Origin of the sequence: Microbacterium sp. (assembly GCF_047971895.1) — a bacterium.
Lineage (GTDB): Bacteria > Actinomycetota > Actinomycetes > Actinomycetales > Microbacteriaceae > Microbacterium.
On sequence record NZ_JBKEAF010000004.1, the window covers coordinates 53,383 to 69,150 of the forward strand.

17 protein-coding genes and 1 pseudogene are annotated in these 15,768 nt (G+C 69.2%); 7 read left to right on the forward strand and 11 right to left on the reverse strand.

The features are described from left to right. Positions 1-10: 10 nt before the first annotated feature. From ACK5IN_RS00680 to ACK5IN_RS00690, 3 genes are read left to right on the forward strand one after another with little or no spacing between them, the layout of a single operon-like run. The gene (locus tag ACK5IN_RS00680) at positions 11-1,015 is read left to right on the forward strand and encodes an ABC transporter substrate-binding protein (RefSeq protein WP_416894309.1); all 1,005 of its coding nucleotides are present in this window, start codon (positions 11-13) and stop codon (positions 1,013-1,015) included. Beyond that, positions 1,012-1,824, forward strand: a complete 813-nt coding sequence (locus ACK5IN_RS00685) for an ABC transporter ATP-binding protein (RefSeq protein ID WP_416894310.1) — start codon at positions 1,012-1,014, stop codon at positions 1,822-1,824. Before ACK5IN_RS00680 ends, ACK5IN_RS00685 begins: the two co-directional genes overlap by 4 nt. Beyond that, positions 1,817-2,557: a class I SAM-dependent methyltransferase gene (locus ACK5IN_RS00690; protein ID WP_416894311.1), complete on the forward strand. Its 741-nt coding sequence runs from the start codon at positions 1,817-1,819 to the stop codon at positions 2,555-2,557. The genes ACK5IN_RS00685 and ACK5IN_RS00690 overlap by 8 nt, the downstream gene beginning before the upstream one ends. A 142-nt stretch (positions 2,558-2,699) precedes the next feature. Here the strand turns inward: ACK5IN_RS00690 and ACK5IN_RS00695 are convergent, their stop codons facing one another. From ACK5IN_RS00695 to ACK5IN_RS00730, 8 genes are read right to left on the reverse strand one after another with little or no spacing between them, the layout of a single operon-like run. Continuing rightward, on the reverse strand, positions 2,700-3,626 hold the full coding sequence (locus ACK5IN_RS00695; protein ID WP_416894312.1) for an urea transporter: 927 nt from the start codon (positions 3,624-3,626) through the stop codon (positions 2,700-2,702). 22 nt (positions 3,627-3,648) lie between these two features. Then, positions 3,649-4,626: an urease accessory protein UreD gene (locus tag ACK5IN_RS00700; RefSeq protein ID WP_416894313.1), complete on the reverse strand. Its 978-nt coding sequence runs from the start codon at positions 4,624-4,626 to the stop codon at positions 3,649-3,651. Beyond that, the gene (ureG, locus tag ACK5IN_RS00705; protein ID WP_416894314.1) at positions 4,623-5,258 is read right to left on the reverse strand and encodes an urease accessory protein UreG; all 636 of its coding nucleotides are present in this window, start codon (positions 5,256-5,258) and stop codon (positions 4,623-4,625) included. Before ureG ends, ACK5IN_RS00700 begins: the two co-directional genes overlap by 4 nt. Before the next feature lie 32 nt (positions 5,259-5,290). Further along, positions 5,291-6,004, reverse strand: coding sequence for an urease accessory protein UreF (locus ACK5IN_RS00710; protein WP_416894315.1), 714 nt, complete (start codon positions 6,002-6,004; stop codon positions 5,291-5,293). Positions 6,005-6,008: 4 nt separating this feature from the next. Beyond that, positions 6,009-7,733 carry an urease subunit alpha gene (ureC, locus tag ACK5IN_RS00715; RefSeq protein WP_416894316.1) on the reverse strand — a complete coding sequence of 575 codons (1,725 nt, stop codon included), beginning with the start codon at positions 7,731-7,733 and terminating at the stop codon, positions 6,009-6,011. A 1-nt stretch (position 7,734) separates the two neighbouring features. Further along, positions 7,735-8,166, reverse strand: a complete 432-nt coding sequence (locus ACK5IN_RS00720; protein ID WP_416894317.1) for an urease subunit beta — start codon at positions 8,164-8,166, stop codon at positions 7,735-7,737. 26 nt (positions 8,167-8,192) lie between these two features. Next, a complete protein-coding gene (locus ACK5IN_RS00725; protein WP_416894318.1) occupies positions 8,193-9,014 on the reverse strand; it encodes a sirohydrochlorin chelatase in 822 nt (273 codons plus the stop codon). A 4-nt stretch (positions 9,015-9,018) separates the two neighbouring features. Beyond that, entirely contained in the window at positions 9,019-9,324 is a 306-nt protein-coding gene (locus ACK5IN_RS00730) for an urease subunit gamma (RefSeq protein WP_416894319.1), read from the reverse strand. Positions 9,325-9,469: 145 nt separating this feature from the next. Between ACK5IN_RS00730 and ACK5IN_RS00735 the strand changes: the two genes are divergently transcribed. Continuing rightward, the gene (locus ACK5IN_RS00735) at positions 9,470-10,840 is read left to right on the forward strand and encodes an MFS transporter (protein ID WP_416894320.1); all 1,371 of its coding nucleotides are present in this window, start codon (positions 9,470-9,472) and stop codon (positions 10,838-10,840) included. 5 nt (positions 10,841-10,845) lie between these two features. On the opposite strand, the gene ACK5IN_RS00740 is transcribed toward ACK5IN_RS00735, so the two are convergent. Beyond that, on the reverse strand, positions 10,846-11,646 hold the full coding sequence (locus ACK5IN_RS00740) for a hypothetical protein (protein ID WP_416894327.1): 801 nt from the start codon (positions 11,644-11,646) through the stop codon (positions 10,846-10,848). Positions 11,647-11,743: 97 nt separating this feature from the next. Here ACK5IN_RS00740 and ACK5IN_RS00745 point away from each other — a divergent pair, with 97 nt between their 5' ends. Continuing rightward, positions 11,744-12,424, forward strand: a complete 681-nt coding sequence (locus ACK5IN_RS00745) for a hypothetical protein (protein ID WP_416894321.1) — start codon at positions 11,744-11,746, stop codon at positions 12,422-12,424. Here the strand turns inward: ACK5IN_RS00745 and ACK5IN_RS00750 are convergent. Together ACK5IN_RS00750 and purL are read right to left on the reverse strand one after the other, a co-directional pair. After that, on the reverse strand, positions 12,396-12,530 hold the full coding sequence (locus ACK5IN_RS00750) for a hypothetical protein (protein WP_416894322.1): 135 nt from the start codon (positions 12,528-12,530) through the stop codon (positions 12,396-12,398). The two genes, ACK5IN_RS00745 and ACK5IN_RS00750, sit on opposite strands and share 29 nt — an antisense overlap. A 9-nt stretch (positions 12,531-12,539) precedes the next feature. Further along, entirely contained in the window at positions 12,540-14,861 is a 2,322-nt protein-coding gene (gene purL / locus ACK5IN_RS00755) for a phosphoribosylformylglycinamidine synthase subunit PurL (protein WP_416894323.1), read from the reverse strand. Between the two features lie 113 nt (positions 14,862-14,974). On the opposite strand from purL, the pseudogene ACK5IN_RS00760 reads away from it, so the two are divergent. Then, positions 14,975-15,189: pseudogene (locus ACK5IN_RS00760) on the forward strand (IS30 family transposase); the annotation flags it as partial. 286 nt (positions 15,190-15,475) lie between these two features. Next, positions 15,476-15,768: hypothetical protein (locus ACK5IN_RS00765; protein WP_416894324.1), on the forward strand; the 293-nt coding region annotated here is incomplete at its 3' end.

A 15,768-nucleotide genomic window follows, 5' to 3' on the forward strand; every position in this document is an offset into this window, starting at 1 on the left:
CAGAGACCCCATGACCCGCGCCACACGATCGCTCGCCGCGCTCGGCATCCTGACCCTCGTTCTCGCCGCATGCTCGTCCGTCCCCTCCGACGGAGCGGCGGGCGAGGCCGCGATTCCGGTGCCGGGCGGCACGACCTACCCGCTCACGGTCCAGAACTGCGAGGCAGAGGTGGTCTTCGAGCAGGCGCCCGAGCGCGTCATCCTGCTCGAGTCGGCCCCCGTGACCATCCTCGACGGGCTCGGCGTGCTCGACCGCGTCGTCTCCCGCGCCGGGAGCTTCCCCGCCGAGTACTACACGCCCGACCTCGCGAAGCGCATCGACGAGATCCCCGCGCTGTCGGAGAACATCAACGCCTCGGGCCACCTGCTGATCAACACCGAGGTGGTCATCGCGGAAGAGCCCGACCTCGCCCTCGGCCTGCCCGAGGGCATCACCCGCGAAGGGCTGCTCGACGCTGGAGCGAATGCGCTGATCCAGCCCGTCTACTGCGCCACGGGGGTCGGCGACACCAGTTTCGAGTCGCTCTACGAACAGGTGCTCGTGTACGGCAAGATCTTCGACCGCAGCGACGAGGCGGAAGAGCTCGTCGCGGACCTGCAGCGCCGGGTGACCGCCGTGGAAGAGGTCACGGCCGGCGCCGAGAAGCGCACCATCGCCGTGCTCTACCCGTCGATCGGCGGCGGCCCGCTCTACGCCTACGGACGCGCATCCATGGCGCAGCCGCAGGTGGAGGCGGCCGGGTTCGAGAACGTCTTCGCCGACACCGCCGACCGGGTCTTCGAGGTGTCGATCGAAGAGCTGCTCGGTCATGACCCGGACGCTATCGTCATCCTGTATCAGGGCGACGGGGATGCCGCGATCAAGGAAGTGACGAACCTGCCCGGCAGCGAGTCGCTGCGCGCGCTCGAGAACGACGACGTGCTCGCTCAGCTGTTCAACTTCACCGAGCCGCCGACCCCGCTGTCGGTGGACGGGCTCGAGCGCATCGTCGGGTTCTTCGGCGACGGCTCATGATCTCTGCCGAGCACGTCAGCCACGCCTATGGCGACACCGAGGTGCTGCACGGCGCCTCGGTGGCGGCGCGCTCGGGCGAGGTCGTCGGCCTCATCGGCCCCAACGGCAGCGGCAAGACGACGCTGCTGCGCACGCTGTACCGAGCGCTGCGGCCGTCGGCCGGCGAGGTCGTGGTGGACGATCAGCCGATCGCCAGCATGCACGGCCGCGACCTCGCCCGCGAGGTCGCCGTCGTCGTGCAGGAGGCCGTCGGCGAGCTGCCGCTCTCGGTGACCGACACCGTGATGCTCGGGCGCAGCCCGCACCTGAACACGTGGCAGCGGTCGTCGGCCGACGACGTCGAGATCGCCGCGGAGGCGCTGCGCCGCGTCGGGGCCGAGCACCTCGCCGACCGCGACGTCGGCGATCTGTCGGGCGGTGAGCGGCAGCGGGTGCTGATCGCGCGGGCCCTGGCCCAGCAGGCGACCCACCTGCTGATGGACGAGCCGACCAACCACCTCGACATCCACTTCCAGCACGAGGTGCTCTCGCTCGTGCGCGAGCTGGATGTCACGACCATCATCGTGCTACACGACCTCAACCTCGCCGCACGGTACTGCGACCGGCTCGTGCTGCTCGACCGCGGACGGGTCGTCGCAGCGGGCACGATCGACGAGGTGCTGCGCCCCGAGATCATCGAGCCGGTCTACGGCATCCACATCCAGCCGGTCACCGCGGACGACGGACGGCTGCAGCTGCTGTTCCGCACCCCGAATCACGCCGAGCCCATCGGCCACGAGCATCACGCCCAGAAGGACGCCCATGTCTGACACGTTCCTCGACCCCGTCCAGAGCCGCATCAACGCGTACTGGAGCGCTCGTGCCCCCGAGTACGACGCCAGCCAGCTTGAGCGGCAGCAGCGGCCCGGTGCCGAGCAGGTGTGGGGGGATGTCTGGACCGCAGCCTTGCCGCCGGCACCCGCCGACGTGCTCGACCTCGGCACGGGCAGCGGCAACGTCGCCCTGCTTCTGGCCCGGCTCGGGTACGCCGTCACCGGCGTCGACCTCGCGGACGGCATGTTGGCCGAGGCCCGTCGCAAGGCGGAGGAGATGTCGCGCGCACCGCAGTTCGTCGAGGGCGATGCGGTGGCCCCGCCGTTCCCGGCCGGCTCGTTCGATGCGCTCACGGCCCGGTATCTGCTGTGGACACTGCGCGACCCGGCCGACGCGCTGCGCGCGTGGCGCGAGCTGCTGCGTCCGGGCGGGGTGCTCGTCGCCGTCGACTCGCTGTGGTACCCCGAGGGGATCGACGCCGCCGAAGAGCTGGCCGCGGCGAACCCGCACGACGATGAGTTCCGTGTCGCATACGACGCCGAGGCCCGGGCGCGCCTGCCGCTGGCGGAGGCCTCTGACATCCAGCGCACCGCCGACATGCTCACGCATGCCGGATTCGCAGACGTCACGGTCGACGAGCTGCCCGAGATCATGGACCTCGACCGGCGCTACGGCGTCGCCCCGGGGCACCGTGTGCAGCTGCAGTACCGCCTGACTGCCAGAGCCTGACCTGATGGAAAGGGCAGAACGGATGGCGATCTCGCTGCCATGATCACGACCATCGACAAAGCCGGTCGCGAACGAACAGATCACGTCGAGGACGAAAGGCCGTTGGCAGTGCGCATCCGGTCTCGTTCGCCATATAGCGTCGTCACGAACGCTTGAGCCCGCCCAGGTAGAACGCGACGATCAGCGCGACCCATGTGGTGAGGATGTACGGCCACGTGTAGGTCTCGAGCCCGAGGCGGTGCATGAGCAGCGTGACGATCGCGGTGATCACGATCCACGGCAGCGAGTACAGCCACGAGGCGACCGAGCTCTTCAGGAACGTCACGCTCAGCGCGATCGCGGTCAGCACGCCCGAGTAGTTCGCCAGGCCGTTGGCGATCTCTGACCACGACTCGCCCATGATGATCGCCGTGACCGTGCCGAGCACACTGCCGAGCACGGCCGCGACGCCCACACGCCACGCCGAGATGAACAGTGCGAGCAGGATGATCGCCCCCGACCAGGTGTTGTCGATCAGCACCACCTGCGACACATTGGTGAGCGTCGACGTCCAGAACGCCGACCACGGCTCGGTCGAGTAGTCCGACGGCGGGCTCTTGACGGCGAGGGCCAGGGTCGAGAGGGCGATGATCGTCGCGACGATCACGAACGGCGCCGTCGTGTAGGGCAGGTTGTACTTCTTCAGTGCCGTCTTGGTGAACAGCGCGTTGACCGCCCATGTGACCGGGCCGGTGACCAGGCCTCCGCCGACGCCCAGCACATAGCTGTACCAGTGCTCGCCGCCGAGCGCCGCGAACACCGCCGCGCCCACGAGGGTGCCGCAAAACGCCTGCATGCCGGTGGCGACGTTCGACAGCGGGAAGCCCATCAGCCGGCCGCCGATCGCCCCGCCGATCGCCCCCAGGATAGCGAGGATGCCCATGCGCCAGTCGGCGACGAAGAAGGCCGCGAAGATGAGGATGCCCGCGAACACGTTCTGCTGGAAGTAGATCTGCGACGGTCCGTGCAGGATGCCCAGCAGCCACTGGAGGCCCCGGTTCGGCGCGGCGGTGGTGTCGGCGGTGGTCATCGTCGTCCCCTCTCTGGCGGTGTCATTTGCGGATCAGCGGGGCCGGACGCCCCGTGATGAGTTCGTGTGCGGCCGCGGCGGCAGTCCGCTGCACCTCCGCGGAGGTGATCGTGTCGTCGCCCACGTACCGAAGCCAGGCACCGGCGTCGCCCGGCAGCACGCTGACGCCGAACAGCGCGGCATCGTCCTCGGCTCCGGCCAGGGCGGTCGCGGCTGCCGTGTGCAGCGCCTCGGCCACCTCGGCCGCCTTCACCTGCGGTGTCAGGACGTACAGCGACGCGACGATGTCGCGACCACCCAGCACGGCGGGCCCGGCGACGTCGCCGTCGTGCGGCACGAGCCGCGCCCGGTCGAACGCGACCGGGGAGCCGTCGGGTCGGCGCACCTCGAAGTCGCTCGCGAAGGCGGCGTAGTCGTGGTGCTCGCCGCGGGTGAGCCGCCCCGCGTAGACGGTCTCGCCGGTCACGAGCGTCGCGCCGGGGTGCAGGGTCACAGCGGTGCGCTGGTACAGGCGCGAGTCGACATACGGGATCACGGGATCGGGCAGGTACTCGACGTACGCCCCGTCGGCGACGTCGAGGTTGACGAGCGCGGTCGCGTACCCCGACTCCATGCGGTAGACCTTGGTGTGCGCCTGCGTCGTCACGTGCGCGGATGTGCCGGGCCCGAACGTGAGATCCGTGCGCTGCCGGTCGTTGTGCAGGATGCCGCCGCCGGTCGCCACGATGTACGTGTACGGCATGTCGGGCCGGTGCGGGTTGTAGTACAGCGGCTTGATGATCTGCAGCGGCGACTTCTGATAGTGGTGCACCAGGTCGGTGCGCTGCTCGTCGCCTACGCCGCGCAGCTCGAAGCCCAGCTCGAGGATGCCGACCTTGCCCGGGCTGCCCACTGGCAGTGTGTGCGGGTCGACGCCGTAGCGCGCGACCTCGATCGGCACGTGTGCGGGTTCGAAGTGGGCGGGTTGCAGGCGGGCGCCGCCGTACAGAGCGGCCGTCACGCGACCAGCTCGCCCCGCGTGGCGTGCCAGCGCGCCATGATCGCGTCGAACAACTCCTGCACGCCGGTGCCGTCGAGTGAGTTGCTGAGGATCACCGGCTTGCCGTCGCGCACCGCGTGCGCATCGCGCTCCATCGTTTCGAGGTCGGTGCGCACGTACTGGGCGATGTCGATCTTGTTGATCACGAGGATGTCGCTGTCGGTGATGCCCGGTCCGCGCTTGCGCGGCATCTTCTCGCCGTTCGAGGTGTCGAGCACGAACACGAACACGTCGGCCAGCGCCGGCGAGAACGTGAGCGTGAGGTTGTCGCCGCCCGACTCGTAGATGAGCGTGTCGATCTCGGGGAAGCGCTCGAGCATCTCCTCGCCCGCGGCGAGGTTCATGGTCGGGTCATCGCGCACCGCGGTATGCGGGCAGGCGCCGGTCTCGACGCCGATCACGCGCTCGGAGTCGAGGATGCCGGCGAGCTCGCGCCGCACGTGGTGCGCATCCTCCTGCGTGTAGATGTCGTTCGTGATGACCCCGGGGGTGCGGCCGGCCGCGATGAAGATCGGCACCAGCGCCTCGGCCAGCGCCGTCTTTCCGGTCCCGACCGGTCCGCCGATGCCCACCCGCAGCACGTTGTCGCTCATGATCTGTGTCCTCTTCTCTCTGGTTCTGTCGCTCAGCTGGTGAACAGTCTCGCATCGGCGCGCTCGTGCCCGGCCGACATGATGTCGCCGACGGGGGTGAACCCGCCGATGTCGGCCGCCGGGCGCACGAGGGCGTCGGCCGTGACCGTCTCGATCACGGGTTGCACGCGTCGCAGCAGCACCTGCGTGCTGCGGTGGTCGGTCAGGCGCAGACGCAGGGCGGCGCCGGCGTAGCTGACGGCGAAGGCGAACAGATCGGATGCCACGGCCCGCTCGATCGACACACCGGTCGCCGCGTAGATCACACCCGTGACGACGGCCTGGCACCCCGGTGTCTGCCGGCGCTTGACGCGCCCGGCCCACTCGGCGATGTCGTCTCCGCCGGGCGTGCCCGCGAACGTCTCGGCGGCGATGTCGGCCAACTGCCGGCCGCTGCGCGTGCTCGACACACGCAGCTCGGAGTTGAGCTTCGACGCGTGCAGCAGCCGGTCCAGTTCGGCCGCGGCATCCCACTCCCGTCGCGAGGCCGCGCCATGCGCCCGCGCGAGCGCGGTCGCATCCCCCGGCCCGACCGTGCGGACGAGCATGTCCTCGAGCAGGTCGCCGACGCTGTCGCCGTCGACGAGCCCGCGCTGATGGAAACCTTCGAGCCCGTGCGACATCGTGTAGAAGCCGCTCGGGAAGGCGGAGTCGCTCAGCTGCAGACTGACCAGTAGCTGAGCGACTCCGCCTTCTGACACCGTCATCCGGTCAGACCATGTAGAACAGCTGCGTGAGCGGCAGCGATTCGGCCGGCTCGATGTGAGCGGGCTCGCCGTCGACGGTGACCTTGTAGGTCTCGGGGTCGACCTGGATGTCGGGCGTGGCGTCGTTGCGCACCATGTCCTTCTTGCCGACCGTGCGGGAGCGGCGCACGGGCAGCGTCTGGCTCTTCAGGCCCAGCTGCTCGGGAACGCCGTTGTCGATCGACACCTTCGACATGAACGTCGCACGCGTCTTGTTGAGCGTCTGACCGACCGCGCCGAACATCGGCCGGTAATACACCGGCTGCGGAGTCGGCAGCGACGCGTTCGGGTCGCCCATGAGTGCCCAGTTGATCAGGCCGCCCTTGATCACCATCTTCGGCTTCGCGCCGAACGAGTCGACCGGCCACAGCACGATGTCGGCCATCTTGCCGGGCTCGAGCGAGCCGACGTAGTCCGAGATGCCGTGCGCGATCGCCGGGTTGATGGTGACCTTGGCGAGGTAGCGCAGCACGCGGAAGTTGTCGTTGCCCTCGGCGTCCTCGGGCAGCTTGCCGCGCTGCTCCTTGCAGTGGTGCGCCGTCTGGAACGCGCGGGTCACGTTCTCACCGATGCGTCCCATCGCCTGCGAGTCCGACGAGAACATCGAGATGACGCCCAGGTCGTGCAGCACGGTCTCGGCCGAGATCGTCTCGGCACGCACGCGCGAGTCGGCGAACGCGATGTCCTCGGGGATGTCGTAAGACAGGTGGTGGCACACCATCACCATGTCGAGCAGTTCGTCGATGGAGTTGACCGTGTACGGCAGGGTGGGGTTGGTCGACGAGGGGAGCACGTTGGCTTGGCCCGCCATCTTCAGAATGTCGGGGGCGTGACCGCCGCCGGCGCCCTCCGTGTGGTACGCGTGGATCGATCGACCGTCGATCGCCGAGATCGTGTTCTCGACGAAGCCGGCCTCGTTCAGCGAGTCGGTGTGCACCGACACCTGCACGTCGTACTTGTCGGCTACGGTCAGCGCCATGTCGAGCGCAGCCGGGGTCGTTCCCCAGTCCTCGTGCACCTTCAGGCTGCCCGCGCCCGCCTCGACCTGCTCGGCGAGAGCCTCCGGCAGCGAGCCGTTGCCCTTGCCGTGCACGCCGACGTTGATGGGCAGGTCGTCCCACGACTGCAGCAGCCGCTGGATGTTCCATGCGCCGGGCGTGCACGTCGTGCCATTGGACCCGTCGGTCGGGCCGGTGCCGCCGCCCCAGAGCGTCGTGATGCCGTTCGACAGCGCTGCATACACCTGCTGCGGCGAGATGAAGTGCACGTGCGGGTCCATGCCGCCGGGGGTCGCGATCAGGTGCTCGCCCGAGATCACCTCGGTGCCGGGGCCGATCGTGAGCCGCGGGTCGACGTCCTTCTGCAGCTGCGGGTTGCCCGACTTGCCGATGCCGACGATCAGGCCGTCACGCACACCGATGTCGGCCTTGACGATGCCGATGACGGGGTCCATCACGATGGCATTCGTGATGACGAGGTCGAGCGAGCCCTGCGAACGGCTCGACTGCGGGTCCGAGCCCATGCCGTCGCGGGCGGACTTGCCGCCTCCGTAGACGGCCTCGTCGCCGTAGCTGCCGGCGGCGTAGTCCTTCTCGATCTCGATGATGAGGTTGGTGTCGGCGAGGTGCACCTTGTCGCCGACGGTGGGTCCGAACAGGTCGGTGTACTGCTGACGCGAGACGACGGCCATGTTACTTGCTCCCCTTCTTGGACGCGGCAGCGGATGCCGTGCCCACCTTGCTGTTCGGTTCACCGTTCTCGAAGCCGCGCTCGCCGAGACGCCGCATCGCGTCGACCTTGGTCTGCGCCGCGTCGAGCCCGCCGTTGACGAGCCCGTTGAAGCCGACCAGGTGTCGGCCGCCGACGTAGTCGACGAGCGTGACCTTCTTGGTCTCGCCGGGCTCGAAGCGCACGCCGGTGCCCGCGAGGATGTCGAGGTGCTTGCCCCAGGCCTGTTCGCGCTCGAAGCGCATGGCGGGGTTGACCTCGAAGAAGTGGAAGTGCGACCCGATCTGCACGGGTCGGTCACCAGTGTTGGTGACCTTGAGGGTGACGGATTTCCGACCGGCGTTGATCTCGATCGTGTCGCCGTTGTGCTGGACCTTGGTCTTTCTGCTGGCCATGGCGTTCCTTCCTTGCGGGTCCGATGTCAGTGTGCGTGTGTGTGTGCGTGGTTGTGGTTATGCGAGTGCGCGTGCCCCCCGTGGGAGTGCGTGTGACCGCCCTGGCCCTCCTCGAACGCGTGGGAGTGCGCGTACCCGTGGCCGTGATCGGCCATGAGGCCGTCGTCGATGCCGTCGTGCCCGTCGACGAGTGCAGCGAGCGCCTCGCGCACCCGGGTGTGGATGACGCGGACCACCGACGCGTCCGACATCAGTGCGCCCGCGAACTCGGCATCCGCGTCGGGCAGCGTCGCGGCGAAGCCGGCGGGAACCGTGAAGATCCGCTCCGCGCCGAGGCGGCGCAGCCGAGCGATGGATGCCGCGAGCTCGGCGTCGTCGTCGGCGATGGCCACACCCACCTCGTCGAGCGCCCCGTGGGTCGCCACGAGGTATGCGGTGCGGTGCAGTTCGGCCTCGTCGAACGGGTTCGACGAGCCGGCCACGATCAGCAGCGCGGAGTCGGGGTCGTCCCGCTTCGCCGCGTTCGCTGCGGTGCGCAGCCACGCCGTGAGGTGGTCGAGCTGACCGAACGGGGCGGCGAGCGCGAGGCGCCCGGGGTTCTTCGCTGCGAGCCACTTCAGGGTCTTCGCGGTGTCGGCGACCATCGTGGGGTTGCGGCCGAACGTCATGGGGACCACGACGACGGTCTGCCCCTCTGCGAGAGCCGCGGAGACGGTGTTGTGGAACGCGCGACCGGGGCTGGCCGCGATCGCTCCCTCGACGTCGAGTGCGAAGCGGGTCAGGTCGGCGCCCTCGGCGCTCTCATGACCGCCGACGAGCACGACGCGCACCGTCTGGTCGGATGACACCGGTTCAGCCCCCGACCGGGTCGTGGCAGGAGACGAGCTTCGTCCCGTCGGGGAACGTCGCCTCGACCTGCAGCAGCGTGACCCGCTCGCGCACGCCCGGCATGCACTCGCCGACGGTCACGACCTTCTTGCCGAGCTCCATGCACTCGGCGACGGTCTTGCCGTCGCGCGCGCCCTCGAGGATCGCCTCGGTGACCAGGGCCTGAGCTTCGCTGGTGTTCAGCTTCGTGCCGCGCTCGCGGCGTCGCCGCGCGAGCTCTGCGACTTGATAGACGTACAGCTTGTCGATCTCGCGGGGAGAAAGATCCATATGCCACTCCTGTCTCGTCAGCAGGGGGAAGCGGTCGTCGATGTCTCCCCCTTACCGCTCATCGTCGCAGTATGCCGGGGCAGTTTCAAGTTCACCGCCGGCGCCCTCACCCTGGTTAACCTTGCCCGTGCGATACCGTCGCAAGATGGCGAGATCTGGTCGGGTGGGGCTCACTATCGCGTGCTGTCTCGGTGAGTTCGTGCACACGGTGTACGGCAGCGTCGTCAACATCGCCCTGCCCGACATCTCGAAAGAGCTGCACGCCGGCATGGGCGAGTTGCAGTGGGTCGTCAGCGCGTACATCATCGCCCTCGCCAGCCTGCTGCCGATCGCCGGAACCCTGGCCGACCGCTTCGGCCGCAAGCGCATCCTGATCCTCGGCAACGTGATCATGATCGCGGGGGCCGTCGTATGCGCGTTGAGCCCCAGCATCCCGATGCTGATCTCGGGGCGCGTGCTGCAGGGGATCGGCAGCGCCCTCATCGCCCCGGCCGGCCTCGCGCTGCTGACGGCCGCCGTCTCGGACCGCTCGCAGCGCGCCGTCGAGGTCATGTGGTGGACCGCCACGGGCACCGCGACCCTCGCCGCTGGCCCGATCCTCGGCGGCATCCTCGTGAAGGACCTCGGCTGGACCTCGGTGTTCTGGGCCGGTGTGCCGCTCGGCGCCCTCGCGACCGTGCTCGCCGTCGTGCTGCTACGCGAGTCGAAGGCCGAGCACACCGACCCGATCGACCCGCTGGGTGTGACGCTCGCCACGCTCTTCATCGCGGCGCTCGCCTTCACTCTCATCGAGGGGCCGCATCTGGGCTGGGCGTCGCCGACCGTGCTCGTCGCGGTCGCCGTCACGGTGGTCGCGATCGCGGTGCTCATCCCGTACGAGTTGCGCCGGAGGCATCCGGCCGTTCCCGTCGGCCTGTTCGCCGACCGCGGCTTCTCGACCGCGCTCAGCATCGCGGTGCTCGGCTACCTCGCCCTTGCCGGCTTGCTCTTCCTGAACACCTTCTATCTGCAGTCCGAGCGGGGGCTGGATGCCACGATCGCCGGTCTCATGACGATCCCGCTGGCGCTCGGCGCGCTGATCACCGCCGTGCTCGCCGCGCGGCTCGTCGCCCGCGGGCGCTCGCGCAGCGCTCTCATCGCCGCCGGACTGCTGGTCGTCGCCGGATCCCTCGCGCTGTGGGCGACCGAGCACGCGCCGCTGTGGACGATCATGGTGCCGTACTTCGTGTTCGGGCTCGGCTTCGGGCTCATCGCCGACCCCATCAGCGTCACGGCGCTCGCATCGCTTCCCCCCGACAAGGCCGGGCTCGCGTCGAGCCTCATCTCGACGTCGAAGCAGGCCGGGCAGATGCTCGGCATCGCCGGTGTCGGCGCGCTCTTGGCGGTCGTCGCCGGTGCCAGCGACAAGGTCGAGTTCGACGACATGGGCGGTTGGGCGTGGATGATGCTTGCCATCGCAGGCGCGCTCATCGTGGTGCTCACCGCCAGTGCGCCGCGCGCGCGGCAGGCGGCCTGACCCGATCAGGCCTGCGATTTGGGGCGTACGACGCGACCGGGCGGGGTGCTCGCCGGGCGCGCGGGCACCGGCCACGACGGCGGCTTCGCCGGACGCACGGGGTCGGGCGCGGTGTCCGGCGCGGCGGGTTCGGTCGTCGTCAGCTCCAGCGCGACCTTCTTCTCGAGCACCTCGACGGCGTCGTCCGACAGCCACAGCAGCCCGTCGAGCTCTTGCCGCACCCGTCGGTACGCAACCTGGCGTTCGGCGGGCGTCGCGGCCTGGTCGATGGCGACACTCAGCAGCTGCTGCGCCGTGTCGAGGCGCTTGCGCTCCTCGGGGCTGAACGACGAGTCCTTCAGTCGGCGCGCATCGCGCTCGGCGACGTCGAACGCGACCTCGTAGTCAGTCACCGCTTCGCGGTACTCGACCAGCTGCTCGGCCGAGACCTTCGCCTTCGCCGCGTCGGGTCGCAGGGTGTCGGCCTTCTTCTTCGCGCGCAGGAAGGCCGCGGTCAGCGGCTGGCGGCCATCGCTCATGGCCGGGTAGGTGATGATCTTCGACACGTCGAGCTCGTAGTCGAGCCAGCGTCGCGTGACCTCGTCGTGGGCGGCGAACAGGCGCTCGAGCTGCTGCGCCTTCGTGCCCGCGTCGTCTGCTGTGGACGGGCCCCTCGCGGCGGCCATCGCGTAATCCCCACGTTGCGCAACCGGGTTCGCCTTGGCAGCCCGCAGCTCGCCCTTGGCCTTGATGACCTCGAGTCGGCGCTGGTGGCGCCGCTTCGCGGCGCGCTCCCAGGCGCGACCGATGCCCCCCATGAACGCCATGGCGGGGAAGATGAGCCACCAGAAGTTGCCCAGCCACTCGAGCTCCACTCTGCCATCGTAACCGCCTCGGTTTTTCGGCGCGGATTAGCATTGCAGGGTGGAGACGGTGCTCTTTGTGCTCTCGGGCTGGTGGTGGGTTGCCCCTGCCGCTGCCGGGGTCGGCGCCGCGACGTACGCGGGGCTGACGATGAAGGGGCGCAGGGCCCGTCGTCTCGCGCTCGACGCGGCCCGCCATCAGGAGGCGGGCGCGTATCGCACGCTCGTCCAGACTCGTGCCGCCACGCGCACCGCACGCGCCGAGCACCGGGCCGAGCGTTCGCGCTCGGGCATGATGTCGTCACAGACGCTGGAGGCGAAGCGCGAACTGCAGCGCGCCAAACGCGCGCACACCTCGGCAACCCTCGAACTGCGGGCGCAACGCGCCCGGGTCAAGGCCGCCGCCGAGCAGTACAGCACGTCGTCACGCGCTGATCCGCTACCGGTCGAGAAGCTGCACGCCGCACACGACGAGGTCATCGCGCGGTGGCTGCCGTACGAGGTCGACGCCGAGAAGGTGCTGTCCTACCCCGGAATGACCGACCCCCGGCATCCCGCCACGCTCGCGTTCCTGCGGGCCCAGCGCGAGGCGCAACGGCTGCGGCCGGCGGCGGGCGGGCGCGTGTCGCCCCCGCAGTTCATCGAGTATCAGGCCGCCGTGCGCACACTGGAGGAGACGTTCGCCGAGGCGGAGCGCCGCCACGGCGACGGGCTCAGCCGAACAGCAGCGCGAAGACCGTGAAGCCGCCGCCGACGAGGATGAGCGCGACGATCGTGACCCAGGCGGTGATCTTGATGCGGCGCTGCCGTGCGTCGCTGTACGCGCCGTACTCGTCGTCGTTCGCCATGCAGAGAGTCTAGAGGTCGAAGGCGGTGGGCAGCGTGCGCTGCGAGGCGTCGCGCAGTTCGGCCACCGGCAGGGTGAACAGCCCCTGCACCTCGAGCTCGTTCTCGCCCGCGGGCGACGCGTCGGTCACGCCGATGCGCAGCACCGGGTAGCCGCGGCCCTCGCACAGCCCCCGGAACTTCACGTCGTCCTCGCGCGGCACCGAGACGAGCACGCGTCCGGTCGACTCCGAGAACAGGGCGGCCGCGGCATCCACCCCATCGCGCTCGATGAGCTCGTCGAGCCACACCCGCGCGCCGACGCCGAACCGCAGCACGCAGTCGGCGAGCGCCTGCGCGAGCCCGCCATCCGAGAGGTCGTGCGCGCTCGCGAGCAGCGACTGCTGGGATGCCGCGTGCAGCAGCTCTGCCAGGCGCTTCTCCTGCGCGAGGTCGACCTGCGGCGGGCGGCCGCCGAGGTGGTCGTGGATCGTGCCCGCCCACGCCGAGCCGCTCAGCTCGGTGGCGGTGACGCCGAGCAGGTAGATGTTGTCGCCCGGGTCCTGCCAGCCGCTGGGTACCCGCCGGGCGACGTCGTCGATGATGCCGAGTACGCCCACCACTGGCGTCGGGTGGATCGGGGTGTCGCCGGTCTGGTTGTAGAACGACACGTTGCCGCCCGTGACGGGGATGCCGAGCGCGACGCAGGCGTCCGACAGGCCCTCGACGGTCTGGGCGAACTGCCACATCACCTCGGGGTTCTCGGGGCTGCCGAAGTTGAGGCAGTCGGTGACGGCCGCCGGCATCGCACCGGTGACGGCGACATTGCGGTACGCCTCGGCGAGCGCCAGCTGCGCGCCCTGGTACGGGTCGAGCTGGCAGTACCGGCCGTTCGCGTCGGTGGCGATGGCGAAGCCCAGGCCCGAGTCCTCGTCGACGCGGATCATTCCCGCGTCGTCGGGGAACGACAGGGCCGTGTTGCCCATGACGTAGTAGTCGTACTGGTCGGTGATCCACGACGGGTCGGCCAGGTTCGGGCTCGACACGAGCCGCAGGAACTGGTCGCGCAGTGCGTCGGGCTCGGTCGTGCGGGGCAGGGCGCTGGCCGCATCCTCCTGCAGCGCCTCGATCCAGGTCGGGTAGGCGACCGGCCGCTCGTACACGGGGCCGTCGACGGCGACGGTCGACGGGTCGACATCGACGATCTCCGCACCGTGCCAGAAGATCTGCAGCCGGCCGTCGCCGGTGACCTCGCCGAGCACCGAGGTCTCGACATCCCACTTCTTCGTCACCTCTTCGAACGCGGCCAGCTTCTCGGGCGCGACGATCGCCATCATGCGCTCCTGGCTCTCGCTCATGAGGATCTCCTCTGGCGTGAGCGTGGGGTCGCGCAGCAGCACGCGGTCGAGTTCGACGCGCATGCCGCTGCTGCCGTTGGCCGCGAGCTCGCTCGTCGCGCACGAGATGCCGGCGGCGCCGAGGTCCTGGATCGCCTCGACCAGGTCGCCCTGGTACAGCTCGAGGCAGCACTCGATGAGCACCTTCTCGGCGAACGGATCGCCCACCTGCACGGCAGGTCGTTTGCGGGGTTTGCCGCCCCCGCTTCCCGAGCCTGTCGAGGGGTCGAACGTCTCGGACGCGAGAATGGATGCCCCGCCGATGCCGTCGCCGCCTGTGCGCGCACCGAACAGCACGACCTTGTTTCCGGGGCCGCTCGCGTTGGCGAGTGTGATGTCCTCGTGGCGCATGACGCCGACCGCGAGCGCGTTGACGAGCGGGTTGGCCTGGTACACCCGGTCGAAGACGGTCTCGCCGCCGATGTTCGGCAGACCCAGGCAGTTGCCGTAGAACGAGATGCCACTGGTGACCCCGTGCACGACGCGCGCCGTGTCGGGGTGGCCGATCGCGCCGAACCGCAGCTGATCCATGACGGCGACCGGCCGTGCGCCCATTGAGATGATGTCGCGCACGATGCCGCCGACGCCGGTGGCGGCACCCTGGAACGGCTCGATGTAGCTGGGGTGGTTATGCGACTCGACCTTGAACGTCACGGCCCAGCCCTCGCCGACATCCACTACGCCCGCGTTCTGGCCCATGCCGACCATCAGGCGTTCCTTCATCTCTGCGGTGACCTTCTCGCCGAACTGCCGCAGGTAGATCTTGCTCGACTTGTATGAGCAGTGCTCGCTCCACATCACCGAGTACATCGCCAGCTCGCCGCTCGTGGGGCGCCGACCCAGGATGCTCTTGATCTGCGCGTACTCGTCGGGCGTGAGCCCGAGCGCGGCGAACGGCTGCTCTCTATCGGGCGTCGCGAGGGCGTTGGCGACGGTGTCGGCGATGGGGCTGGTCACGCATTTATCCTAGGCGGCGAGCGGGTTCGTCTTCATCGGGGTGAGGCTTGCGGCCGATCCGGGCAGCGCGTGGAATCTCAACGGCATCATCGCGATCTTCGTCGTCGCTGCGATTGTCGTCGAAGGACCGGGCCGCGAAGACGAGCGATGTGCCCGAGGGCGCGGGCGGGCAGTGGCGTGCGGATCGTGCGTTGCGGCCGCCGAGGCGGCGCTGACAGTGGGCGTGTTCGTGCCGGCCGGGAGCCGCTGGGTTCGTCACGCTGGCGGCATACCACCGACTTCACTGGCCGAGCCCGGCGGCCGCAACTTTTCGTTCGAGGAGCGCGAGTGAGGAGCGGGAGGCGCAGTGGAAGGCGTGCGGCGTCGGGGGAGGCCCATCGTGCGTCCATCCAGTTCCGACGTGCTTCCTCGCCGACGAACATCCCGTACCGGTGTCGACGTGTCGTGGCATTCGATGTCATTCCATCGCTCGACTGCGTCACGTATGGCCGGTTTGTGCAACGAGAACGCGTTCCCGACAAGAACTGTCGGGAACGCGGTGAGATGACACTGAATGTCACGCAAAGTGAGCGGATCTTGGCGATCCGAGGTGCAACGGAGTTCGGGGGACCGGGATGGATGAATCGCTCAAGGCGGACAAGGTCAGGGCGGGATTCGGCAAGCTTGCTGACAGCTTCGGCAAGGCTACGGACAACGTTGGAAGACTCGCTCGTAGCAAAATGCTCGAGCAGGCTGGCGATCTGAAGGATGCTGCTGGAGACAGCATCGAGAAGCTCACTATAAAGAAGCCTGACCCTTACGAAGAAGCGATTGCCGAGTACAACGGCGCGTTCACGGCGATGAACGACAGCGGGCTGTCGCTGTTGCGTCAGCGCGAACGCTCCACGGACCTCATCGACCTCGTCGA

Bases quoted from the DNA above. Each gene is read 5' to 3' on its own strand.
- ureC (WP_416894316.1), bottom strand. From the start codon at position 7,733: ATGGCCGTCGTCTCGCGTCAGCAGTACACCGACCTGTTCGGACCCACC.
- ACK5IN_RS00710 (WP_416894315.1), bottom strand. From the start codon at position 6,004: ATGACGGTGTCAGAAGGCGGAGTCGCTCAGCTACTGGTCAGTCTGCAG.
- ACK5IN_RS00750 (WP_416894322.1), bottom strand. From the start codon at position 12,530: ATGGCGAACGACGACGAGTACGGCGCGTACAGCGACGCACGGCAGCGC.
- ACK5IN_RS00695 (WP_416894312.1), bottom strand. From the start codon at position 3,626: ATGACCACCGCCGACACCACCGCCGCGCCGAACCGGGGCCTCCAGTGG.
- ACK5IN_RS00735 (WP_416894320.1), top strand. From the start codon at position 9,470: ATGGCGAGATCTGGTCGGGTGGGGCTCACTATCGCGTGCTGTCTCGGT.
- ACK5IN_RS00690 (WP_416894311.1), top strand. From the start codon at position 1,817: ATGTCTGACACGTTCCTCGACCCCGTCCAGAGCCGCATCAACGCGTAC.
- ACK5IN_RS00730 (WP_416894319.1), bottom strand. From the start codon at position 9,324: ATGGATCTTTCTCCCCGCGAGATCGACAAGCTGTACGTCTATCAAGTC.
- ACK5IN_RS00740 (WP_416894327.1), bottom strand. From the start codon at position 11,646: ATGGCGTTCATGGGGGGCATCGGTCGCGCCTGGGAGCGCGCCGCGAAG.
- ACK5IN_RS00720 (WP_416894317.1), bottom strand. From the start codon at position 8,166: ATGGCCAGCAGAAAGACCAAGGTCCAGCACAACGGCGACACGATCGAG.
- ureG (WP_416894314.1), bottom strand. From the start codon at position 5,258: ATGAGCGACAACGTGCTGCGGGTGGGCATCGGCGGACCGGTCGGGACC.
- ACK5IN_RS00685 (WP_416894310.1), top strand. From the start codon at position 1,012: ATGATCTCTGCCGAGCACGTCAGCCACGCCTATGGCGACACCGAGGTG.
- ACK5IN_RS00680 (WP_416894309.1), top strand. From the start codon at position 11: ATGACCCGCGCCACACGATCGCTCGCCGCGCTCGGCATCCTGACCCTC.